The 25,583-nt window shown below is 33.9% G+C and carries 16 protein-coding genes; 8 read left to right on the top strand and 8 right to left on the bottom strand.

The annotated features are described in order from the left end of the window. Positions 1-9: 9 nt before the first annotated feature. From AC8GF4_RS03030 to AC8GF4_RS03040, 3 genes are all read right to left on the bottom strand, one after another. Positions 10-591, bottom strand: coding sequence for a LemA family protein (locus tag AC8GF4_RS03030; protein ID WP_506592641.1), 582 nt, complete (start codon positions 589-591; stop codon positions 10-12). Positions 592-671: 80 nt separating this feature from the next. Beyond that, on the bottom strand, positions 672-1,004 hold the full coding sequence (locus AC8GF4_RS03035) for a MerR family transcriptional regulator (RefSeq protein WP_506592642.1): 333 nt from the start codon (positions 1,002-1,004) through the stop codon (positions 672-674). A 195-nt stretch (positions 1,005-1,199) separates the two neighbouring features. Continuing rightward, a complete protein-coding gene (locus tag AC8GF4_RS03040) occupies positions 1,200-2,177 on the bottom strand; it encodes a M23 family metallopeptidase (protein ID WP_506592643.1) in 978 nt (325 codons plus the stop codon). 418 nt (positions 2,178-2,595) lie between these two features. Between AC8GF4_RS03040 and alaS the strand changes: the two genes are divergently transcribed. The 6 genes from alaS (at position 2,596) to tamL (ending at position 15,999) form a co-directional block, all read left to right on the top strand. Next, positions 2,596-5,226, top strand: coding sequence for an alanine--tRNA ligase (alaS, locus tag AC8GF4_RS03045; RefSeq protein WP_506592644.1), 2,631 nt, complete (start codon positions 2,596-2,598; stop codon positions 5,224-5,226). Between the two features lie 313 nt (positions 5,227-5,539). Next, entirely contained in the window at positions 5,540-6,289 is a 750-nt protein-coding gene (locus AC8GF4_RS03050; RefSeq protein WP_506592645.1) for a hypothetical protein, read from the top strand. A gap of 130 nt (positions 6,290-6,419) precedes the next feature. Further along, on the top strand, positions 6,420-7,376 hold the full coding sequence (locus AC8GF4_RS03055) for a GSCFA domain-containing protein (protein ID WP_506592646.1): 957 nt from the start codon (positions 6,420-6,422) through the stop codon (positions 7,374-7,376). Positions 7,377-7,378: 2 nt separating this feature from the next. After that, positions 7,379-7,999, top strand: a complete 621-nt coding sequence (locus tag AC8GF4_RS03060) for a DUF4230 domain-containing protein (RefSeq protein ID WP_506592647.1) — start codon at positions 7,379-7,381, stop codon at positions 7,997-7,999. Between the two features lie 203 nt (positions 8,000-8,202). Further along, complete coding sequence (locus AC8GF4_RS03065; protein ID WP_506592648.1) at positions 8,203-13,275, top strand: translocation/assembly module TamB domain-containing protein; 5,073 nt, start codon at positions 8,203-8,205, stop codon at positions 13,273-13,275. Between the two features lie 429 nt (positions 13,276-13,704). Further along, the gene (gene tamL / locus AC8GF4_RS03070) at positions 13,705-15,999 is read left to right on the top strand and encodes a translocation and assembly module lipoprotein TamL (RefSeq protein ID WP_506592649.1); all 2,295 of its coding nucleotides are present in this window, start codon (positions 13,705-13,707) and stop codon (positions 15,997-15,999) included. An 807-nt stretch (positions 16,000-16,806) separates the two neighbouring features. Here tamL and AC8GF4_RS03075 read toward each other — a convergent pair. After that, the gene (locus tag AC8GF4_RS03075; protein WP_506592650.1) at positions 16,807-18,570 is read right to left on the bottom strand and encodes an aromatic amino acid hydroxylase; all 1,764 of its coding nucleotides are present in this window, start codon (positions 18,568-18,570) and stop codon (positions 16,807-16,809) included. Positions 18,571-18,855: 285 nt separating this feature from the next. Between AC8GF4_RS03075 and phnW the strand changes: the two genes are divergently transcribed. Next, on the top strand, positions 18,856-19,956 hold the full coding sequence (gene phnW / locus AC8GF4_RS03080; RefSeq protein WP_506592651.1) for a 2-aminoethylphosphonate--pyruvate transaminase: 1,101 nt from the start codon (positions 18,856-18,858) through the stop codon (positions 19,954-19,956). Positions 19,957-20,217: 261 nt separating this feature from the next. Further along, positions 20,218-20,793 carry a helix-turn-helix domain-containing protein gene (locus tag AC8GF4_RS03085; RefSeq protein ID WP_506592652.1) on the top strand — a complete coding sequence of 192 codons (576 nt, stop codon included), beginning with the start codon at positions 20,218-20,220 and terminating at the stop codon, positions 20,791-20,793. Positions 20,794-20,798: 5 nt separating this feature from the next. Here the strand turns inward: AC8GF4_RS03085 and AC8GF4_RS03090 are convergent, their stop codons facing one another. The 4 genes from AC8GF4_RS03090 to AC8GF4_RS03105 all read right to left on the bottom strand — a co-directional run bounded on the left by AC8GF4_RS03090 (position 20,799) and on the right by AC8GF4_RS03105 (position 25,567). Continuing rightward, positions 20,799-22,337: a purple acid phosphatase family protein gene (locus AC8GF4_RS03090; RefSeq protein ID WP_506592653.1), complete on the bottom strand. Its 1,539-nt coding sequence runs from the start codon at positions 22,335-22,337 to the stop codon at positions 20,799-20,801. Positions 22,338-22,403: 66 nt separating this feature from the next. Beyond that, on the bottom strand, positions 22,404-23,078 hold the full coding sequence (locus AC8GF4_RS03095; RefSeq protein WP_506592654.1) for a phosphonatase-like hydrolase: 675 nt from the start codon (positions 23,076-23,078) through the stop codon (positions 22,404-22,406). A 4-nt stretch (positions 23,079-23,082) separates the two neighbouring features. Beyond that, positions 23,083-24,243 (bottom strand): TIGR03364 family FAD-dependent oxidoreductase, encoded by a 1,161-nt coding sequence (locus tag AC8GF4_RS03100; protein WP_506592655.1) that lies wholly within the window; start codon positions 24,241-24,243, stop codon positions 23,083-23,085. 16 nt (positions 24,244-24,259) lie between these two features. Then, entirely contained in the window at positions 24,260-25,567 is a 1,308-nt protein-coding gene (locus tag AC8GF4_RS03105) for a DUF5690 family protein (protein ID WP_506592656.1), read from the bottom strand. Between the last annotated feature and the right edge of the window lie 16 nt (positions 25,568-25,583).

Below are 25,583 nucleotides of genomic sequence, written 5' to 3' on the forward strand. Positions count from 1 at the left end.
AAGTTTTTTTTAGAATTTTACTTCAACAGGTTTGTCTGCGCCTTCAACAGATTTGAAGAAAGGTTTTTCTTTATAGCTTCCTAAGAAAAAGCTTTGTGGCATCGCTAGAATATAGCCGTTGTATATTTCAACGGATTCATTAAAACGGGTTCTTGCTGTTAAAATTTGATTTTCTGTACTCGCCAATTCGTCCTGTAATTTCAAGAAATTAGAATTTGCTTTTAATTCAGGATATCTTTCAACACTAACCAATAATTTAGACAATGAGCTTGTTACTCCACTTTGTGCGTTACTAAAAGCACTTAATTGTTCTGGTGAAATATTAGATGGGTCAATAGTTACCGAAGTTGCTTTTGCTCTAGCTTCTATTACCGCTGTCAAAGTGCTTTTTTCAAAATCGGCAGCTCCTTTTACTGTGTTTACCAAATTTCCAATTAAGTCGTTTCTTCTTTGATAGGCAGCATCAACATTACCCCATTCTTTTCCAACTGCTTGACTGTGGCGTAACGCTGTGTTTTTTAGTCCCATCACCCAAAAAGCAATTACTATTATTACTCCAATTCCGATAATCCAAGGCAAAAATCTTTTCATGATTGTTTAATTTAAAGTTTGTTGTTTTATTGTTTTATTGTTTTTTTTTATTTTTTATTCTCCCATTTCGGGTTAAGGGCTTATAATTCGTTTTTAATGCTAATCAATTGCATTCTTATGGTTTCTAATTTACTGATAATTTCAAATTTGTCCATAGTTTTCTTTTGTCCTTCTTTCAAATGAGTTTTGGCTCCTTCGAGTGTAAATCCTCTTTCTTTCACCAAATGAAAAATAAGCTTTAAGTTTTTTATGTCTTCGGGTGTAAACATTCTGTTTCCTTTTGCATTTTTCTTTGGCTTCAGAATATCAAATTCACTGTCCCAAAAACGAATCAGGGAAGCGTTTACATCAAATGCTTTGGCGACTTCGCCGATGCTATAGTATCTTTTGTCTGGTGAAAGTTCGATATGCATGTTTTTTATTTTCTAATGAATTTCATTTTTAAGTTAAGTTTCATTTTTCTCGCAAAGACGCAAAGTCGCAAATTTTGCAATCCTTTTCTTTGCGTCTTCGCGCCTTTGCGAGAGCTAGAATTAGAAAGTGCTTAGCAAGAATTCTTTAAGATAATCATTATAATAATTCTTAATTCTATAATATTTAAAAAAAAACTAATCCAAAGACTGATTTTCCTGATTGGCAATTTTAGAAATAGCGACGTATTCTACTGCCGAAATATTGCCGTAATAAAAATTAAGCGGGTTGACGACTTTTCCATTTTTGTGTACTTCGTAATGTAAATGCGGCGCTTCGGATCGTCCCGTGCTACCAACATAACCGATAATATCACCTCTTTTTACTGATTTTCCAGGGCGACAATTGTATTTGCTTAAATGTCCATAAAGCGTTTCGTATCCGTAACCGTGTCTGATTACAATATGGTTCCCAAATCCTGAAGCAGTATTGTCTGCTCTAACTACAACTCCATCGCCTGTTGCATAGATTGGGGTTCCTGTTTTTGCTGTAAAATCCATTCCTTCGTGCATTTTTCTTGCTTTGGTAAACGGATCAGATCGATAACCGAAACCGGATGCCATTCTTTTTAAATTTTCATTTTTTACCGGTTGGATGGCCGGAATTGCCGATAACAATTTGTTTTTTGCTTTGGCCAATTTTACAATTTCGTCCAACGATTTGGATTGTATGGCCAATTCTTTACTCAATGCGTCAACTCTTTCTGTGGTGTTGCTCACCAATTTTGAATTATTATATCCTTGTAAAGTAGCATAACGATTGATTTTGGAATAGCCTGTTTTTCGTTCTTCTTCGGGAATGGCGGCGGTATTAAAATAGACTCTGTACAAATTGTTGTCTCTATCTTCGATATCTTCGATTACATCATCTACTTGATCCATTTTTTTGTTCAAAATGGCGTAATTCAATTTTAAATTTTCGATTTCTCTTGCTTGCAAACGGTCTTTTGGTGTGTCAAAATAAGGAGTGTTCAATAGAATGATAAAGGTCAAGAATCCGAAAAGCGCCGAGGCTAATAAAAACAGTAAAGCGAAACCAAATTTTCGTCTTTTTCTAATTTTTATCTTGCGATAGGCAAGATTTACGGAATCGTAATAATATTTTACTTTCGCCATATTTTAAAATACCCTATTTTTGCAAATTAGTTAAAGAGTAAGTCGAACAAATTTAATAAATGTTTCAGTTGTTCTGCTCTTTTTTTAATAATAAATGAATTTTTGAGATACTGCCATTCTAAGTTGCTAAGCTACTGAGTTTTTTAGTTTAGAATAAAGCTCTTGAAATAACGAGTTCGCGTGAGGGATAGACGCTGGCTACCGAAGTAGCGCAAATAGCCCGACCGCATTTGGGAGAGGGGCCGAATATGCGGTTGCAAAATTGGGCCCCTTTTCCAAATGTGGTCACGCCCAGAAGAAGAGTTTCTATGTTTCTGAGAAGCTAAGATTCTGAGTTTTTTAAAAGACTTAGGAACTTAGAGACTTAGTAGCTTAGCAACTAAAAAGTAAACGAATTTACAGAATATATACAGCAAAAATGAAATCACAAGACGTACGTAAACAATTTTTAGATTTTTTTGAAAGTAAAGGACATTTAATTGTTCCATCGGCTCCGATTGTTCTTAAGGATGATCCAACCTTGATGTTTAACAACTCGGGAATGGCACAGTTTAAAGAGTATTTCTTGGGTCTTGGAACGCCAAAAAGCAAGAGAATTGCCGATACGCAAAAATGTCTTCGTGTTTCTGGAAAGCACAATGACTTGGAAGAAGTAGGAATTGACACCTACCATCACACTATGTTTGAGATGTTGGGGAACTGGTCTTTTGGTGATTATTTCAAGAAAGAAGCGATTCACTGGGCTTGGGAATTATTGACAGAGGTATATAAAATTCCGAAAGACATACTGTATGTTTCTGTTTTTGAAGGAAATCCGGATGAGAATGTACCTTTTGACCAAGAAGCTTGGGATATTTGGAAAACCTTGATTGATGAAGACCGTATTATACTTGGTAACAAAAAAGATAATTTCTGGGAAATGGGTGACCAAGGACCTTGTGGACCTTGTTCTGAAATTCACGTTGATATTCGTTCGGCTGAAGAGAAAGCTTTGGTTTCTGGTAAATCTTTAGTGAATAACGATCACCCGCACGTGGTAGAGATTTGGAACAATGTATTTATGGAATTCAATCGCAAAGCCGATGGTTCGCTAGAAAAATTGCCTGCTCAACACGTGGATACTGGTATGGGATTTGAGCGTCTTTGTATGGTTTTGCAAGGAGTTCAATCAAATTATGATACGGATGTTTTTACACCGCTAATTAGAGAAATTGAAACGATTACGGGTGCTAAATACACGATTAAAGCGAAAGACGAAGAAGAAGAAAAAATAAATATCGCGATTCGTGTGATTGCGGATCACGTTCGTGCAGTAGCTTTTGCTATTGCCGATGGTCAGTTGCCGTCTAATACTGGAGCGGGTTATGTAATTCGTAGAATTTTGCGTCGTGCAATTCGTTACGGTTTTACTTTCTTGGATACCAAAGAGCCTTTTATATACCGATTGGTAGAAACGTTGAGCACTCAAATGAGCGGTTCTTTTCCGGAAATTCGCTCCCAAAAAGCGTTGTGTTCGAATGTGATTCGGGAAGAGGAAAGTTCTTTCTTGAGAACATTAGATCAAGGATTGGTGTTGCTGGATGCGGTAATCAATACCAATTCAGGAACTGTAATCGATGGTAAAAAAGCATTTGAATTGTATGATACCTATGGTTTTCCAATCGATTTAACGGCTTTGATTTTGTCTGAAAAAGGGTTGGAATTGGATGAGAAGGGTTTCCAAGAACAATTGCAATTGCAAAAGGAACGTTCTCGTGCGGCTTCTAAAGTTACTGCAGGAGATTGGAATGTTTTGGTTGAAGATGATGTTCAGGAATTTGTGGGTTACGACCGATTGAAACACAACGTTAAAATCACAAAATATCGCAGAGTTGATAGTGTGAAAGATGGCGAAATTTATCAGTTGGTTTTCAATTCGACTCCATTTTATGGTGAAAGCGGTGGACAAACAGGTGATAAAGGATATTTGGAAGCGCAAAATGGTGATATTATCTATATTATTGATACCAAAAAGGAAAACAATCAAACGGTACATTTGACTAGATCGTTACCTGATAATTTAACCGATAGTTTTACGGCTATTGTGGATAAAAATCAAAGAGCTAGAACATCGTCAAATCATACGGCGACACACTTGTTGCACCAAGGATTGCGAAAAGTATTGGGTACACATATTGAGCAAAAAGGTTCTATGGTACGTTCGGCTTCTTTGCGTTTTGATTTTTCTCATTTCTCTAAAGTGACGGATGATGAAATTAAAGAAGTGGAAGATTTTGTGAATGCCAGAATTCGCGAAAGCTTGCCTTTGGTAGAAAAAAGAGCGATTCCAAAAGACCAAGCGATTGAAGAAGGTGCGATAGCGCTGTTTGGAGAGAAGTATGGTGATTTGGTTCGAATGATAAAATATGGGGATTCGGTAGAGTTATGTGGAGGTACCCACGTTCCGAATACAAGTGATATTTGGCATTTTAAAATTGTATCCGAAGGTGCAGTTGCAGCAGGAATCAGACGTATAGAAGCGATTACCAGCGATGCAGCCAAAGATTTCTTTGAATCTCAATTGCATTCTTTTTATGAAATCAAAGAAGTCCTGAAAAATGCTGTTGATCCTGTAAAAGCGATTCAAACATTGCAAGATGAAAATAGTTCGCTTAAAAAGCAATTGGAAGTTTTATTGAAAGATAAAGCTAAAAATATGAAAGGCGAATTGGCTCAGGAATTACAAGAAATCAATGGAATTCAATTCCTTGCCAAACAAGTTGATTTGAGTCCAGAAGGAGCCAAAGACTTGGCTTATGAATTGGGTACATTAGGAACGAATTTATTCTTAGTTTTGGCTACAGCCGAAGCAGGAAAACCAACGTTGTCTTGTTACATCTCTAAAGAATTAGTGGCTGACAAAAAACTAAACGCAGGCCAAGTGGTTCGTGAATTAGGGAAATTCATCCAAGGTGGAGGAGGAGGACAGCCTTTCTTCGCTACCGCTGGAGGAAAAAATGCAGACGGAATTGCTGAGGCTTTGGTTAAGGCGGTTGATTTTGTGAAGTAGATTTCAAAAGATATGTATCATCTTTTATAAAGATAAATAATTAAATATTGCCCTTAAATAATCTGTTTATACAGATTGTTTAAGGGCTTTTCATTGGATTATAATTATAAAAGAATGTACTTTTTTATAATTATCAAATTGAAATAGGGGATTTAATTTTTACAGTGAATTTAAAACACTAATCAACTAATAACCAAATCTTTATGTTTTTTATTTTTATTTTGTACGTATTATTATATAGAAAATTATGATTTAGAATTTGGTTTTTGGTTTTTTTATCTTTTTTTTTGTAAAAAATTAACTATATATAATTATGAAAAAATTACTTTATTTATTTAGTGCTACATTGTTAGTGCTTTCTTCTTGTTCTAGTGATGATGATACTACATCAGCACCAACAACTACTGTTTTATTAAAGAAATCATCTTATGTTTCTACTGGTGAATCATTCACTACTGATTTTACCTATAGTGGAAATAAATTAGTGAGCTCGGTTGATAGTTTCGGAGATAAAACTACATTTACTTATACTGGAGAATTAATTACAAAAATTGTAGATACTGACAATAAAGGGGTTGTGGATCAGACAACTGAATTCACCTACACTAATGGTAAACTTACATCTGAGATAAGTTTAGAGACTGGAGATGATTACAAGTATAAGACTAAATACGTTCATAATACTGATGGTACTATTTCTTTTGAAGATTTTAGAGTTGCAGTTGCTACAGGAAAAGAAGAAGAATATGGGTATATTGGGAAGTATACTTTTAAAAACGGTAATCTAGTGAAGAAAGAAAAATCATATTATGGTACCAACAGTTCCGAAACATATGAATATGATGCTAAGAACAATCCTTTTAAGAATGTAGTAGGTTTTAATTTATTGGTAAATGATGAGGAGGGGGCTTATGTTAACAATATAGTTAAACGTACTTATTCCAATTCTACAGATATTTATACAAACACATATGAGTATAAGTATAATGCTGAAAGTTTTCCAACTGAGCAAAAAGGTTTTTACAATGGAGCTTCAGATGGTATATCTACATTCACTTATTAAATTTCATACCTTTTTTGAGTGAATAATATTATTTAAAAACCCCAAATACACCATTTTCAAAATGGAGTATTTGGGGTTTAGTATTTAAAGTTTTTTTTATTTCGTATTTTTGAAATATTAAAAACTTAGAATGAACTTCACAACCCAAATTCCCATTCCCAAAAACCCTAATCCCATAGACTACAACTCCAAAATTGTCTCTTTGGGTTCCTGTTTTGCTGAAAATATGGGGGACAAATTCCAGTATTTTAAATTTAAAAACTCAACAAATACTTTCGGAATAATTTTTAATCCAGTTTCTATTGAAAAAATTATGGATAGAGTGATCAATGATTTATTGTTTACTGAAGAAGATGTTTTTTTTCACAATGAGCGTTGGCATTGTTTTGAGGTACATTCGGATTTAAGTCATTCAGATGCAGTGGGATTATTGACAAACCTGAATCAAATTCTGAGGGAAACCAAAAAGCAATTACAAGAAGCAACCCACATCATTATTACCTATGGAACGTCTTGGGTGTATCGAAATGTTGAAAGCAACGAAATAGTAGCCAATTGTCATAAAGTACCTCAAAAACAGTTTGTCAAAGAATTACTTTCGGTAAAAACCATTCAGGAAAGTATCGAAAACACAATCAGTTTGATTCGAGCCATAAATTCCAATTCCAATTTCATATTTACCATTTCACCAGTACGTCACCTCAAAGATGGTTTTGTCGAAAATCAGGTTAGTAAAGCACATTTGATTACCGCTGTTTATAATATAGTGAGAACTGAACACTCAATACAGAACACTGAATACTTTCCTAGCTACGAAATCATGATGGACGAACTTCGGGATTATCGTTTCTATGCCGAAGATATGATACATCCAAGTCAAATAGCGATTGATTATATTTGGGAACAATTCAAGAAAAGTACTATTGCAGAAACGGCTTATGATACAATGGAAATTGTTGAAAGCATTCAAAAAAGTATGCAACACCGCCCTTTTAATCCAAATTCCGAAAGTCATAAAAAATTCGAATCCAAATTGAAGGAAAAAATTACTAAATTAGTAGCTCAGTATTCATTTATGAAATTTTAATTATGTTGAAACGAATTTTAATAGGAGTTGGGGTTTTTGTAGTTGGGTTGCTATTGTTCAAATACTGCGATTTCAAAAAGGAAAAAGAAGACGAGTTCGATTATAATACCAGTCTTATTCAGCAACAAATTCTCAATGTTGGGAAATTGGTGGTTACTGAAGGACATTTCTCGGAGGTGATTACCTTTAAGAATTCGAATAAGTATTTAATGGATATGATTTCGTTTGAAAAGAAGGCTATCGTGATTGTTAATGCCAAGGTGACCGTGGCTTATGATTTGCATCAAATGAAATACGATATTGATGAAAAGAATAAAACCATAACGATTTTGTCTATTCCAAAAGAAGAAATTTCTATTTATCCAGATATTCAATATTATGATGTGGAGCAAAGTAAACTAAACGAATTTACTGGAGCGGATTACAATAAAATAAATAAAACAGTACGAGCTAATTTGGCCAAGAAAGTAGACAAATCTACTTTGAAAACCAATGCTAAAAATCGTTTGGTGAGCGAAATCTCCAAAATGCTGATTCTAACCAATTCTTTAGGATGGAAGTTGCAATACAAAGGGGAGATCATTGAAAACGAAAGTCAGTTGCAACAGGATTTGAAACTGTAAGTTTTTTAACTTTATAAAGTATAGCTAAATTAGGATGCTTCAACTTAATAATTTAGACAATCACACAATAATTTTAATACATATTAGTGGAATTGTATAACTTATAAAATCTGAGTTATTGCATATTTGTAGATTCAAAAATTCCTGATAAATAGTATGAATAACAAGAATTCAAAAGCATTTATTTTACAAAGATTTTTTATATGAACCCAAAACTAAATTCTTTTGTAAAAAAAACAAAGCGTATTATACTTTGGAGCGCTCTTACAATTGTGTGTGTTTTGCTCTTAATCATTGTTTTAATTCAAGTTCCAGCTATCCAAAATTTTGCAAAAGATAAGGTACTCACTTATCTCAATGAAAAGCTTAAAACTAAAAGTTCTCTAGATCATATTGCTATAACTTTCCCAAAAACGATAGTACTAGAAGGTTTTTATTTTGAAGACCAACACAAAGACACTTTATTGAGTGGGAAAAGGCTGGCCATTGATATTGATTTGTTTAAAATCATCAATCACAAAATAGAAATAAACTCGATTGAACTGGAAAACGCAACGGCCAATATTTCAAGGAATAAGGATGCAATATTCAATTTCGATTACATTATCAAAGCATTTGCTTCCAACGCGCCAGCGGATCCTAAAAGCAAACCATATGTTGTATCGGTTGTTGATGTGGATTTAAAAAACATCAAGTTTAGTTTTCAAGACGATTTATCCAAAAATGACATTCGCCTAAAGCTGGAAAATTTCAGCACAAAATTCAAAAAGTTTGATTTGGACAAAATGGATTTCAATATTCCTTATATTGATTTAAAGGGATTGAATGTAGTTTTAAATCAGGATTTGGTTGAAAAAATAGCCGAAGTCTCTGTTAAAACTATTGATACAATTAATAAAAGAAGCGATTTTAATTTGGAATTAAAAAAAATCACATTGTCTAAAATCAAGGTTTTATACGACAATAAAGATTCTAAAATGAATTCAGGATTTACGTTGGGGAGTTTAAAACTATTGGTTAATGATTTGGATATAAACAATCAAATGCTCGATTTTGATCGTTTTGAAGTCAAAAACCTAAAAGGAAATCTGCTTCTGGGTAAAAAAGATAGGCAACTAAAAACACCCAATTTAGATACAACAGCCATTGCAACAAATGGTTGGAAAATGAAACTTAAAACAATCGATTTGCAAAACATTGCTTTCCAATTTGATGATATGCAATCTCCTGCGATTGCAAATGGAATGGATTACAGTCACCTTTCTTTGAATGGGTTGAATGCCAAAGCAGAGCATATTTATTATGGGAATGAGATTATTTCAGGGCGTGTAAAATCTTTAACTGTAAACGAGAAAAGCGGACTACAAGTTCAACAACTTAAAACACAATTTTTTTATGGGCCAAAACAGGCTTATCTGACTGATTTGTATGTAAGAACGCCTCAAACGGAATTGAAAGACAAAATAAAAGTGAACTATCAATCGCTTGCAAAAGTTTCTGAAAACATAGGAGATTTGTCGGTTGATGCTAATTTGAGTCAGTCGAGAATTGGTTTTAAAGATATTTTACTTTTTGCTCCACAATTGCATAAAATGAATCCTTTTCAATCGAATCCTAATGCCGTTTTATATATCAATTCTCGTGTAAATGGAAAAGTAAAGGATTTGAATATTCCTTATTTTCAAATGCAGGGAATTGGAAATACAAAAGTCTCTGTTTCTGGAAAAATAAAAGGGCTTCCCAATTACGAAAAAGCGTTTTTTGATTTGGATATAAAAAACATAACTTCTTCTTCCCGTGACGTAATTTCTTTTATACCTGAAGGAACACTTCCCAAAACAATTCAACTTCCGGAACAGTTTAATGGTAGTGGAAAATTCAAAGGTACTATCGACAATTTCAAAACCAAATTGGCATTAAACAGCAGTTATGGCAAAGCCAATGTGGATGCATTGTTTGATAATAGAATTAAAAACATTGAAAAATATGATGCTACGCTTTCCTTTGACGATTTTAATTTGGGACAGTTAATCAAGAATGATTCATTAGGAAAAATCACGGTCAATGCAAAAGTTAAAGGACAAGGATTAAATCCGAAAACGGCAAATGCTCAGCTCTTAGCCATTGTAAAAAAAGCAGATTTTAATAAATATGTTTACTCCAATATAGCATTGAAAGGTTCGATTGCCAAAGGAAATTTTGATATAAAAGCGGATAGTAAAGACCCAAATTTAAAATTTAAACTGGATGCAAATGGTGGTTTCAAAGATAAATATCCAGCAGTAAAATTAGATCTGAACCTTGACATTGCCGATTTGGAAAAACTAAATCTGCATGCAGGCCCGATGAAACTTCGAGGAAATGTTGTTGCAGATATTGCCAACAGTAATCCTGATTATTTGAATGGCGAAATAGTCGCATCCAACATTCAAATTTTGCAAGACACTGAACCGATTGTTTTGGATAAGGTTAAAATTATTGCTTCTTCAAACAATCAAAAAAATAATATAAAAATCAATTCCCAATTTGTTAATGCAGAAATAGATGGTAAATACAAACTAACTACACTTTCGGATGCGATACAAAATTCGTTGTCAAAATATATAAATGTTCAGACGGCGAAATACAAAAACAATTCGGATAAACAACAATTTACATTTAAACTTTCGATTCAAAATGATCCTGTTTTATATAAATTAATTCCGAAGTTGACAGCAATGGAACTCATAAATATTTTCGGAAAATACAATAGTGTCGGCGATACTTTGGAAATAAAAGGAGCAATTCCGAAAATTATTTATGCCAATACTACAATTTCAGACGGCAAAATAAATATCGAAACAAAGGATAATGCTCTAGAATATCAAGCTTCTGTAGCAACCATTGAAGGCGGACAATTTAAAATTCCGTTTACAAATTTATCAGGAAAAGCTCAAAACAATATTCTTTCGTATGCTTTGCAGGTAAAAGATAAAGACAAAAAAGATTTATATTTTATTGCTGGTGAATTACTCCATGAAGACTCGAAAAACGTCATTAAACTGAATCATGAAAATTTAGTTTTAAACTATGATAAATGGAATATAAATCGGGAGAACTCAATAGAATTTGGAGATAAAAGACTTTATGTCAATAAATTTTATTTGGATCATTCCGGAAATGAATTGAAGATTCAATCGCAAGGTGATCAAAACAATGCTCCGCTTCACGTTGATTTTGTGAATTTCAAAATAGAGACCATTTTGAATATGATTAAGAAAGATGAATTGGAAATGCAAGGTTTAATAAATGGATCTGCCGTAGTCGAAAACGTTATGACGAACCCCGTTTTTACATCAGATTTGACCATTGATACGTTTGTCTTTGGAGGAGAAGCTGTTGGAGATATCGCTTTAAAAGTAGATAACAAAAATACAAATATACTTTCTGCAAATATGACGCTATCGGGCGAAGGGAATGATTTGGCTCTTTTAGGGAAATATACAATTGACAGCGATAATTTCGATTTGAACTTAGATGTAAATCAATTAAATATCAAAAGTATTCAAGGGTTTTCATTTGGGAATATAACCGATGGAAAAGGTTCTTTGTCTGGACAGTTTAAAATTACCGGAAATGTTACGGAACCAAAAGTTAATGGGGAATTACTTTTTAAAGATGCGGGTTTCCGAATCACAAAACTCAATTCTTATTTTACCGTAAATGACGAAAAGGTCTCATTGAGAAATGAAGAAATTGACTTTGACCATTTCTCCATTTTTGATGAAAATAAAAATGAATTGGCCGTAAACGGAAAAATGACGACAAAAAATTTCAGGGATTTTAATTTTGATTTAAACGTTACGGCAGATGATTTCAGGGCGATTCATTCCAAAGTTACCGATAATGATCTTTTTTACGGCGATTTGTTTTTGGATACCAAATTAAAAATTGGCGGAACAGTTGACAATCCTGTTGTTAAGGGAAATGTGGAAATAAATGACGAAACAAAATTTACGGTTGTTATGCCTCAGTCGGATCCATCAATTGTGGATAGGGAAGGAATTGTCGAATTTGTGGATGAAGATAATCTGTATTTAAAACAAACCGTTGCATTGCAGAAAGAGCTGAATCAATCTAAATTAATAGGAATGGATGTGTCGGTTGCTATTACTATAAATAAAGAAGCCGATTTTACTTTGGTAATTGATAAAGGAAATGGGGATTATCTGAATTTAAAAGGGGAAGCAGAACTTACTGCTGGTATTGACCCTTCCGGAAAAACTACACTAACGGGTAAATACGAATTTAGCGGAGGCGCATACGAAATGAATTTCAATATGATCCGACGAAAATTTGATATTCAAAAAGGCAGTTATATTATTTGGAACGGAGAGCCAACGATGGCAACTGTGAATATTACGGCGGTTTATAAAGTCAATACGGCGCCATTGGATTTACTTAGTGATCAACTTGGAGCTGTGTCTCCGGAGGTTAAAAATACGTATAAGCAAAAAATTCCATTTCAGACTTTATTGAAAATGAATGGGGAATTATTAAAACCGGAAATTACTTTTGACATCATTTTACCTGATGGGAATTATGATGTATCCTCGGATATTGTGAGTGCTTCGCAAACCAAATTAGAACAGCTAAGACAAGATCCGTCTGAATTGAATAAGCAAGTATTTGCTTTATTGTTGCTTAATCGATTTGTTGGCGAAAACCCTTTTTCTAGCGAAAGCGGAAGCACAAGCGCCGAATATCTTGCCCGACAAAGCGCGAGTAAAATACTTTCGCAACAAATGAATGATTTGGCGGGAGATTTAATTGCTGGAGTTCAACTGGAATTTGATCTGGAATCAACTGAAGATTATACTTCGGGAACAAAAGAAACCAGAACCGATTTGAATGTGGGTATTTCAAAAAAATTATTGAACGACAGACTGAAAGTTACCGTAGGGAGCAGTTTTGGTGTGGAAGGAGAAGAACGCGCCAATGAAGATGCGTCTAATATTGCTGGTGATGCTTCGATAGAATACCAATTGAGTAAAGATGGCAGGTATATGATTCGGGCGTACCGAAAAAATGAATATCAAGTGGCCATTCAAGGCGAAATTGTAGAAACAGGAGTTGTCTTTGTCATCACAATGGAGTACAATAAATTCAAAGAGCTTTTTAAACGAAGTGCAAAAGAAATTGAGATTTCAAAAAAGGAACAAATTCGTAAAGAAAAAAAGAAATTGGAGAAAGAGAAGCAAAAGGTGAAGGATAACCATTCGGCCGTGGGACAATAACGGGATTTAAAAAAGGCAGACACGAATTTCACGAATTGACACGAATTCAAGCGTGAAATTAATTTCACGAACTATATTGGTTGCATAAATAGGTGAAATTTGTGACCGAGCGATAGCTGACAAACGAAGCAAATTGTTTTCAAATTTAACCCAGAATCCGCATTAGACTTCGTAGCGAAGCTGAATTATTCAATAAAAGCAAGAGCTCACGGACTATTTTTAAAGATGTAATACTTTTGTATTTTGAATTTAAAAATAGGAGTAAGCTCTTGGTTTTGAAGAAGAATTCAGATGCAGTAGATTTCTAATGCGGAATTTGGGTTTAAGAACGGCCTTAATTTTTTTGTGAAATTAGCCCAATTCCGCATTTTGAATTCGTGTCAATTCGTGAAATTCGTGTAAAAATAATTGTTTATGTAAAGATACCTTATGCAAAATAAATATTCAAAATATCTTTTAATCGTATGCTCATTCTTTATTTTAGGATGCAGTAACACTAAGTATTTGCCCGAAGGCGACCTGCTCTATACCGGAGGTTCAGTAAAAGTGGAGGATTCTATTATAAAAAGAAAAGCTAGAAAAGCACTGGAAAAAGAATTAACCAATCTTTTACGCCCCAAACCAACCAAACAAATATTGGGATTAAGACCAAAATTACTGATTTATAACTTAGCGGGAAAACCCAAAAAAGAAAAAGGGTTTCGATATTGGTTGCGCACCAAAGTAGGAGAACCGCCTGTTTTATTCAGTCAGGTGGATTTAGAATATAATGCATCCTTACTTCGAAATTATACCGAAAACAGAGGGTATTTTAAAACCAAAGTACAGTCAGATTCAACGAGAAATGGTAAACGAGCCACAGCAGAATATATTGTAAAACCTTCAAAACAATATAAAATTTCAACTATTTCTTTTCCAGAAGATTCCACCGCTTTGGGAAAAGCAATTAGTAGGACTCAGAAAAGAACCCTTTTAATTCCTGGCAATCCTTATGATTTAGAAGTTATAAAATTGGAACGCGACCGCATTGATGCCCGACTAAAAGAAAAAGGATTTTATTTTTTTAATCCCGATTATATTTTGGCTCAGGTTGATAGTTCAAAGGGGAATCACGAAGTAAATATTAGACTAAAAATAAAAGAGGAAGCACCCTCAAAAGCAAGGAAACCGTTTGCCATAAATGACATCGTTGTCTATCCTAATTATTCTATTCTAACAGACAGTATTGCTCATAAAAAGGAAGATGTGGTTCAGTACAAAGACTTTACCATAATTGATTCTGCCAAAACTTTTAATCCTAGAGTATTTGACCGCACCTTGTATTTTAAAAAAGGAGATTTGTACAACAGAAAAAATCATAATCTTTCCTTGAATCGATTTGTAAGTTTAGGCACTTTTAAGTTTGTAAAAAATGAATTCAAAGTAGATGATACCATTCCCGATGCTTTGAATGCCTATTATTATTTGACGTTGTTGCCCAAAAAATTCCTTCGTTTTGAAGTAGGCGCCAGTACCAATTCGGCAGGATATACAGGTTCTGAAGCGAAAATTAATTGGAATAATAGAAACTTTTTTGGCGGAGCCGAATTGTTTACACTTTCCTTATTTGGTGGTGTTGATTTTCAGGTTTCAGGGCAGAATGGAGGACACGATATTTATACTTTTGGAGGGGAAGCCAGTTTGATTTGGCCACGTTTAGTCGCTCCTTTCAAATGGCAAAATTCGAGTGAATTTGTTCCTAAAACAAAAGCGCTTGTCCGTTATGAACGTCAAAGCAAGGCCGATCAGTACACATTAAATTCTTTCAAGACTTCTTTTGGTTATATGTGGAAAGAAAGTATCAAAGCGGAACACGAATTTAAAGTGTTGGAAATTAATTATGTAAGTCCGCAAAATGTAACGGATTCCTATTTGGAAGATATTGAAACAAATGAATCATTAGGGAGAGTAATCGAAAAGCAACTTATTTTTGGTCCGACCTATTCGTATACTTTTACCAATGCCATGCAAATAAGAAAGAAAAATACTTTCTATTTCAATGGTGAATTGGATCTATCAGGGAATGTTACAGGGTTGCTTATGGGAGCCAATGCCAAAAAAGGAGATACTATTAAGTTTTTTGGTGTGCCTTTCAGTCAATTTATAAAAGTCAAAGGCGATTTGAGGCATTATTTAAAACTCGGCGAAAACAGCAAGTTAGCCACAAGATTCATCGCAGGTGCTGGATTTGCTAATGGAAACAATACCGTAATGCCATCCTCCCGACAGTTTGTTGCCGGTGGAGCCAATAGTCTTCGAGCCTTTAAATCACAATCGGTAGGCCCCGGAAGTTATCAAAACACTAATACAGATGCTAATTTTATACCGGACGAATTAGGGGATATAAAACTAGAATTCAATACCGAATACAGAACCAAATTGTTTAGTATTGTTGATGGAGCTTTGTTTGTAGATGCTGGAAATATTTGGCTTTTGAATGAGGATAAAAATAAAGCAGGTAGTCAGTTTTCAAAAGATTTTATGAAACAAATTGCAGTTGGAGTAGGAGCGGGGTTGCGTTTTGATTTTTCTTTTTTAATCCTGCGAACCGACTTGGCTTTCCCCATCAGACAGCCTTATTTGGTTGACGGAAGTAATTGGGTGATTGATGCTATCGATTTTGGAAGCGGAGCTTGGAGGAAAGACAATCTAGTGCTTAATATTGCTATTGGTTACCCTTTTTGATAATTATTTTCAGCATCCTATTATAATTTTTTGAAGCAGAAAGATTAGGCCTTTTTGTGAATATCGTCCCGCTTTCCGTTTCAATCTTGTAAGCCGAACCCCGGCTTACAAGGATTTCCACTGCAATCGGGGCTAAGGGGAGATATTTTATTTTTTTGCCATCATTCAAAAAAAGAAAAAAACAGCTACATTTCTGCTATAGCCCACGGTTTCAACCGTGGGTAACGTATTGTAAGACCAATTTTCCAACATTATTTCGCGTTGTATTGTCTCCAACGGTTGAAACCGTTGGCTATGCTATAATTAAAAAAATGTCAATTTCATTAGTAGGCAAAATCTGCTTAGCATCGGGGCTCTAAGGGGAGATGTTTTATTTTTTTGCCATCATTCAAAAAAAGAAAAAAACAGCTACATTCCTGCCATAGCCCACGGTTTCAACCGTGGGTAACGAATTGTAAGACCAATTTTTCAACATTATTTCGCGTTGTATTGTTTCCAACGGTTGAAACCGTTGTCTATGGTATAATCAAAAAATACCAATAGGCATTAGGAGGCTAAAATTTGTTTAGCAATCGGGGAGATATTTTACTTTTTTGCCATCATCCAAAAAAAGCAATATAAATGACAAGTTTTCGGATAGTTGGGGTATTAAAAAGCGTCAATGATAATCATGGATATTCAGGTTATTTTTAGCTAAAAAAAACACAAACTTTCACATAAAAACAATCTGTTAAAATTTACTTCGTCAGTTCGCTATCGCTCGGGTGTGTAATCTGTGTCTATAAATTTTAATCTGTGTCTATAATCCTAATGCGTCGTTTTTTCATTCTCAAAAATCAATTCCAATCCATTCGAGATTAAGTTGTAGATTTCAGGACGTTGTTTTTTAAGGTTGTCCAAATGCAAAAGCACTTGTTGCATCAAATTCGTTTCGTTTCTCGTATTCAAAAGCTCAATGATTTCAATAGAAAGTAACCAATCATTGGGGTGGTTATTTTGAAGCTTTTCAAAAATAGGTTCCAATGAAGTTGCGGTGTCATTTGATTCGCGAATACTTCTCACCGATTGGTATAGTATTTCCAAGTCGTCTCTTTCGGCCGTTTGTTTGGCTTTAATGGTTTTGCTCGAAGGTACGTGCAAAATCAAATCAAAACTGTTCACATCGGCAGGACCCGAAAAAGCCGAAACCAGTTTTTTACCCACCGCCAAATCGTAATTCCCCCATTCCGGTTGGAATAAAACAGTATCTCCGTGTGTAACTGTACAGTTTTTAAAACAAATTAAAATAATTTCGCCATGCAAATTTCTCTTTCCAGTAATGATTTCTCCAACCACTTTGATATCACCTTCAAACTCCAAAGTAGCCGTTTGACCTTCATAAACACCATAAGCTTTTAGGTCTCTTGGACTCATGTCTTCGATTGCCAGATTGATACCTTTTAACTTTCCTATTGGGCTACCAAAACCTTCTGGATGCGTACTCGTTCCGTGACCCACCAATTCTTTTTCACGATATGATAAAGCCGTTTTTCCATTAGTTTGAAAGTAAATTGGTTTTCCTTCGTCTTCAATAACATTAGTAAAGATGCCCGAAATCTGTAAACCGGTACTCAATTCAACAGTTCCCAATGCTTTCGAATGGATTAGTTTTTTTAACCCAGACAATCCGCCAGTGCGTAAAGCCATCGTGTTAGCGAACTCTTCCAAAATCAAACTCAAATAAGCAAAATCAGGAGTAACATACAGCTGAGGTTGCAATTTGGTAATATCAAAACTTTGAGTTACTGCCGAAAAAGCATAAGGGATTTTCTTCACGTTATCCGTCATGCACCAAGCACTTTCGCCAATGGAGGACAATAATCCGGCGCCGTAAATTTTAGGATTTTCGACTGTGCCTATTAAACCATATTCAACAGTCCACCAATGCAAGTTACGAATTTGTGCCATTTCAGACAATTCTCCCATATTGTTTTGCAGGTCTTCCACTGCTTTTTCGGCAGTTTCAATTTCGGCTTGCGGTGTGCCTTCGGCTTCTTTCAAAATAGAAAGCAAACGTATGGCTTCATACATTTCGTAATCTTTGTGCGAAGAAATGGCTTTACAACCTATTTCTCCAAAACGTCTTAAATATTCTGCATATTCTGGATTCGCAATAATAGGCGCGTGACCAGCACCTTCGTGAATAATATCAGGTGCGGGAGTGTATTCAATATGTTCAAGTTGGCGAATGTCAGATGCAATCACCAACACATTGTACGCCTGAAATTCCATAAAAGCATTTGGCGGAATAAAACCATCTACCGCCACTGCAGACCAGCCAATCTCGCTAAGGATGCGGTTCATGCCATACATACTCGGAATGTTATCCACCTCAATTCCCGTTTTTTTCAAACCTTCCAGATACGAACTATGAGCTACCTTCGAGAGATAATTCACATTTTTGCGCATCACATAACGCCAAACCGCTTGATTGATCGGAGTGTAATCGCTATAATCTTGAGGTTTGATAAACTGTTTTAAATGTTTTGGCAAACGGTCTAATAACGGATTACTTTTTATTTTTGTGTTCATAACGAAAACGATATAGTTTTTATGCAAAAGTACGATTTTGAACGACTAATGATGGGTTTTTATCGAGTGTTTTTAGTAAACGAAGTGTTTTTATAGGATTTTAATAATGGGTTGCTTTGTGTGTAAGGTTGTATAATGAAGCTTTAATTTGAGTTTTTTTACCTAATTTTTTATCATATAAGTTTACAAATAGTAAACTTATAATATTAAATTACGGTTAATATTTACTATTTATATATTTTGTTTTATTTTTAATTATAAATTTACCAAAATTAACTTAATGATATGCACTACAAATTATTAACACCAGGCCCTTTAACGACAAGTGATACAGTAAAACAATCTATGCTAAAGGATTGGTGTACTTGGGATGAAGAATACAAAACTTTAGTTGAAGATATTCGTTCAAAATTATTAGAAATAAATAGTTTATCAAATCTAAAACACACTGTTACTTTGCTACAAGGAAGCGGTACTTATGGTGTAGAAAGTACCATAATTTCAAGTGTTGGAGAAAACAATCATTTACTTGTTCTCAAAAACGGAGCTTATGGAGAAAGAATTTATGAAATTGCTACTAAAGCAAAGAAAAATGTTTCTTCGTTGGCATTTGATGAAAGATCAATCATTGATAAAGAGGTGTTAAATTCCTATTTAAAAGAAAATCCATCTATTACCCATGTAGCCTTTGTGCATTGTGAGACTACAACTGGAATTTTAAATCCACTAGAAGATCTTTGTGAGGTGGTTAAGCAACATGATAAAGTGCTAATTGTTGATGCAATGAGTAGTTTGGGAGGTATTCCAATCGATATTGATGCTTTGCAAATCGATTTTATTATAAGTAGTTCAAACAAATGTTTGCAAGGTGTTCCGGGTTTTTCTTTTATTATTTCAAAGATAGAAAGCATTCAAAAGTGTGAAGGAAACAGTACCTCTTTGTCATTAGATCTGTACGATCAATGGATAAATATGGAGATGGATCCAGGAAAATGGAGGTTTACCTCACCAACACATGTGGTTAGAGCTTTTTATCAGGCAATACTAGAATTAGTTGATGAAGGAGGAATTGTGGCACGATATAAGCGATATCTTGATAATCAAAAAAAGTTGGTTGCTGGATTAGAAAATCTAGGGTTTAAGAGTTGTATTGAAATTCAGTTTCAATCACCTATTATTACGACTTTTTTATTTCCCGATAGTAAAACCTTTACCTTCCAATCGTTATATGATTATTTGAAAGTATATGGTTTTGTAATTTATCCTGGGAAACTTAGTAATTTGAGTGTTTTTAGAATTGGTAATATTGGTGATATCAATGCCAATGATATAGAATTATTAATAATGATTCTGGAAAATTATAAAGTCAATTTCTTGAATGAGTAATTCATTTTATATTTTGGTTAGTTTTAAATATTTGAATAAAAAGTTAAATGTGTTATTGATATTATTTGAATGTTTAAATAAAAATGGCAAACTTATGGTTTGTCATTTTTTATTAAATATGTTTTGTGTAGGTATTTTCTAAAGTATATTATTGTGATTAGAGTTTTTAAAATTACATTTACATTCTAAATGAGTGTTGATAGATTTTTCTGTTTTTAATGGATAACAACGACAAAGTTATTTTTAAATAATATTATAAAAATGAATGATTTTCTGATAGGTATAGGGAAAAGAATTAAAGATTTTCGAAAAAAAAATGAATTAACAATACAAGAATTGGCTAATCGAGCTAATGTTAGTAATGGTTTGATTTCTAGAATTGAAAATGGAAGAACGATACCTTCGTTACCTGTTTTATTGGATTTAATTCAATCCTTAGAAATTGATGCCAGTTATTTTTTTGAGGGTGTTGAACAAAAATCAAATGCTAAATTTATCCACGTACCAAAGGAAGAGCAACAAATCCTAGAAAAAGAAATAGAAGCTACTGGATTCAGTTATTTACATGTATTTAGTAAAAGTATGCATGCTTTGGGTTTTGAAGCTGTCTTACTTACTTTAGAACCAGGTTGCAAACGGGATAAGGTGATTACAGATGCATGGGAATTTAAATATGTTTTAACAGGTGAAGTTCTGTATGTTATAGATAATGAAGACGTTTTATTAAAAGAAGGAGATTCGTTATATTTTAATGGTAAAATTCCACATGTACCAGTGAATAATTCAAATGCAATTTGTTCAATGTTAGTTCTTTATTTTTATTCTGAGAAAGAATAGAAAAACTACTCTATTACAAAAGTTGCTGTTTTGGACCATTCTGACCAAGACAAGTTTTGATCCCGATATCTAACTCTAATTCTGTACACTCCAGTTTCTAGTTCATTTTCATTTACAGTCAATGATAAAATTGAAGTAGAGTGATGTATGTTTATAGGAGAAAAATTTGGAGTGCCAGAACTGCCAAACCATTTCTCGTAATCTCTTTTTTTTGAATAGCCCACTATTTCGTTTGTATCAATTATTTTTATAATTTCAAATTCACTACTATTTAATGGTTCATCGCCTGAATAGTCCGTACCCTTAAAGGTGAAAGGTAACGTGATCTTCTCAGGTAAATTGTTGATAGCAGGTGTCTCGGGTCGGTTTTCTTTCTTTTTTTTATAAAAATAATCTAGTAAATGCAGTGGTTTTTCTTTCAGGGCATTTCCAGTAGAGTAGGTTAGTACTTGGAGCTCTTCTTTTTCAAAATCCAATTCTACCAATTGAAACACATGAGCTTCTAAAGTTTTTTGAACGTCTTCGTAAAGTGTTATAGCATCGGGAGCATCTGTCCAGTATTGATCCCAAGAAGCACCTCCATTAATGATTTCATGTATCCTATGGTTTCTATTCGCTCCTCTAGCATAAAGATGTGCGTGTCCAGCAAAATAGATACTAGTTTTTGCTGATGATTGCAGGATTGGAATAATGACATTGCAGATATAATCGTTTCCGTCTTTTTTTAATTGTTCAGCTCGAGGTGGGTGATGAGCCGCAGCAAAAATCCAATCAATTTCATCATCTTTATCTGCTTTTTGAATGATTTGACTAACAAAGTGAGTTTGGTCTACACAATTTGAATTGCTGTTTAGATGCAGAAACAGTGCTTTACCAATTCTAAAACTATAGTATTCGGTCTCATTATCTGTATTTTTTGGTTTTATGCCTTTGTAATTCAAACTGCTATAGTCAAAATGAGCAAAGTAGTTTTTGGCTTCGGGATCACCATAAAGCTCATGATTCCCTAAAACGGTAGTAAAAGGAACTTTGGTGGATAGTCTACTTGATTTATGAAAATGATGCATTCTATAATGTGAAAGTTCGCCTCCATTGTGTACTTGATCGCCCAAATTCATCACAAAATTAACCGTTTCTTCAATAGAAGTGCCATTCCAAATTTCTAATGCCTTTGCAGAAGCCTTTTCTACAAGATTTGGAAACGCTTCGTCAAATCGTTGATGATCTCCAATAACAATGAAACGTAATTTTTGACGATGTTGTGTTTGGTCAACCTGAGTTTTAAAACTATACACTTCAGATAATTGATCACCTGATTTTGTTCTGTAAAAATAACGTGTATTGGGTTGTAGTTCTTGTATTTGAACATGATTTACAACATGATTTTCTTCAATTAAGGTACTGTTTCCGTATGCTTTTTTTGTCAAATTATTAATTTTAAGCCCATAGAATACTTCAGGCTTGACTTCAAAATTGCTAATCCAAGATACAAGAATAGAAGTAGCGCTTGGCGCTTGTAAATAGGGAAGATCTAAGTGGGCCATTGTAAATAAATTTTAATTTTTTTTAACCCAGCGCCAAATGGAGCTGGGTTTAATCACAAATTAGGACTAACAAACAAATAATGATCTAATTTGAGTAATAGTATCAAAGATGTAATCAGGATTTGCTGCCTCGAGCTCTTCTTTGGTTTGAGCACCAGAAAGAACCCCAACAGTGATCCCGCAATTGGCATTTTTTCCTTCTTCGATATCAATGGCTGAGTCGCCAGCTTTTAAAACAGTTTTACTGTCTTTTACATCAAACAGTTCCATAGCTTTTAGAATCATTTCAGGGCTAGGTCTTCCATTTACTACATCATCAGCAGTTATTAACGCATCGTATTGATTTCCTTTTTTCCAACCTAATTTGTCTAATAATTGGTTGGCAGTTTTAGAATTGTAACCCGTATTTAAAACAATATTGATTTTTTTTGCTTTTAATTCTTCTAAGAATTCGGTCACACCAGTTATAGGTTTAACCTCCAAATCTTGATAGGCTTGTTTTAAATCAATTGAAAATTCTTCAAAAATCATCGAGGCTTTATCAGTTGGTTGATTTAAAAATTCTAAGACATCTGTTATTGCTTTTAATTTTTCTTTTCCAGCCCCATATTTTAACACCGTATCTAAATCAACTTCAAATCCGTGTTTTACTACAGCATTACATAAGGTTTTGTACACAACATTGTCTTCGTCTACTGTTGTTCCTGCCATGTCTAGTACTACAAGTTTTATGTTTTTCATTTGTCTAATTTTTATTGAATATTAAATTTATTTTTTGTTTAGAAAATCCGGCACTTCCTGTCATGCCTTTGCCACCAATTCCGGTGATTATATGAATGTTTGGACTCGGATTGTGTTCAAAAATATCCTGAGTTTTGCATTGTGAATAGATGCCAAACCATCTTTTTTGTATTTCGAAAGTAGGTAGATCGATTATTTTTTTGGCTTCATTGATCATAAAAGTATCAATTTCCATATTTAGATCGTAGCCTAAAACATCGATGTCTTTTGCATCAGCATATTCATGAGAATCTCCAATAATGATAGAACCGTCTAAGGATTGTTTGAATAGGATATGAATCCCAAATTTTTTATCGAAACTAGTCGAAACCTCTTTTGATTTTATAGTAGTATATGATGGGCATTCTTCAAATGCTTCATAGCGACGAATGGTTAATCCTGTCAATATATTGCTAGGCAGAGCATATATGCCTTGCGGTTTGGTTTGTAACATCTGAAGTTTTGTGGCAACCAAATCGCTATTTTCATAGATACTAGGATGAAGTGTTTTGAACTCGCTACCTCCACAAATTATAATCTTAGAGGCTATAAATTTTTGACCATTGGACGAAATTGCTTCACAACTGTTGTTGTTTTCGGAAGTTGCTATAATAGTTGTGTTATAAAAAAAACGTACACCGTATTGTTCTATTAATAGTTTTTGAAATCGAGTTATCATTATATTAGAATCTACTGTTATCTCTTCTGGATAAAATAAGCCTGCTTTGCAATAGTCTGATTTTAATCCGTCAAAACGCTGTAAACATTCTTTTTTTGTTAATAAATCAGATTCGTAATCCCTGTCTTTGTTGATTTTGTTCAACTCTTCAATTAATTGAACTTCTTCTTCATTCGATGCTAAATAAACGGTGCCGTTTTGTCTAACGGTTAAGTCGGTTTGTCCTTGTAATTTCTTGTAAATAGCCAAACTTTCTCTTCCGTAATTCTGCCATTTTATATTCATTGCAGATGGAATGACCTGTCCGAAATTTCGAACAGAGGCTCCATTCGGCACACTATTTTTTTCAATAATTGCCACTTTTAATTTTTTTTGTAAAGCGTGGTAAGCATGAAAAAGGCCTAGTATTCCGCCACCAATCACGATTAAATCATATTTTTTATTCATAGGTATGAATTGTTTTTTATTTCCATTCTTGAAGCTGAAAAGAAGCTTCTTCTTGACTTTGTGGAGCCGAATTCATTTTGTTAATTTTTCTTTGAAATTGTATGGCGGCGAAGAGAATGGTAAAAAAACCAATAATAGCAATCGCATAATTCAATTGTATGTAAAAGTGTAGCCAGGATATTTTTTTGTAGCCAAAATTTTTAAATAGTAGTATTAATATACTGCCCAGGTAACCAAATGAATCTACAAAATAGATTAAAAAGCCCACATTGCCCTTGATTTTGAAAGTGGCAATCATACGGTCAAAAAACAACCCATTAAAAGGAATATAACACAAGTACATTCCAATACCAGTAATAATCATCCAAGGCATTGGGGATAAGAGATGGCTGCTATATGCTATAGTCGACAAGCCAATAATCAAAACACCTGTTAGTAAAATGTAGTGATAAAGCAAGAAGGCTTTTGTGTTGTTTTTTATAGTAACCATAAAACTTAGGACCAAAAGAACCGTAAAAGCTATTGGTATTTCGGCATAGGTATACAAAGAAACGGCATCTTTAAAGCCTAAGGCGTCCCAGATTTCACCGGTAAAATTGTCTCTAAAATCTCTTAGAATAGTTAAACTAACATATAAAATAGTTAAGCAAAATAAGGGAACCCAAAAGGTAAGAATTAATTTTTTTCTTTCTTTTTGATTTAAAGGAACCCGTTTCGTTTTGTACGCAATATCCTCTTCAGATGGTTTTGGCAAACGATCCAAAAGCAAGCCAAAAAAGACTAACGGAATGATAAACCATAAACCTGTTAAAAAAGGCATCCAAAATTCGCTTACTCCAAAATAACTCATGGTGAATTTTCCAACCGATTTTACAAAACCTGAGGAAACAACAAAACTAGTACATAGAATTAATCCTAAAATTTCTGTTGCTTTTCGGCCTTCAATATAAGAAAAAACAATGCCCCAAATCATGCCCAAGGGTAAGCCATTCAAAAACATAAAGAAAATGTTATAAGGTCTTGGAGTTAATGCAAATCCTAAAAGTGTAAGAAATGCAAATGCAATGAAGGCAAATAAAAACTTTAATCTATCTTTTTCTTTAAGTTCAGATACAATCTTGATACCAATGAATTTTGATAGAAAATAGCCCATAACTTGTGCAATAATCAATAGCACTTTATAGTCCAATCCCCAGTATGTTATGCCTTCGAAGCTTGCTATTGTAAATGGTTTTCTAAAGGCATACATACAAAAGTATACACCAAAAGCAGCAAATGCCGCTTTTGGTACATACCAATTATTTTGTGTTTTAGTATTTTTCATTCTTTTGTGAAGAGAC

The sequence above is a fragment of the Flavobacterium rarum (SeqCode) genome (genome assembly GCF_965234445.1).
In the GTDB taxonomy this organism is placed as follows: Bacteria; Bacteroidota; Bacteroidia; order Flavobacteriales; family Flavobacteriaceae; genus Flavobacterium; species Flavobacterium rarum.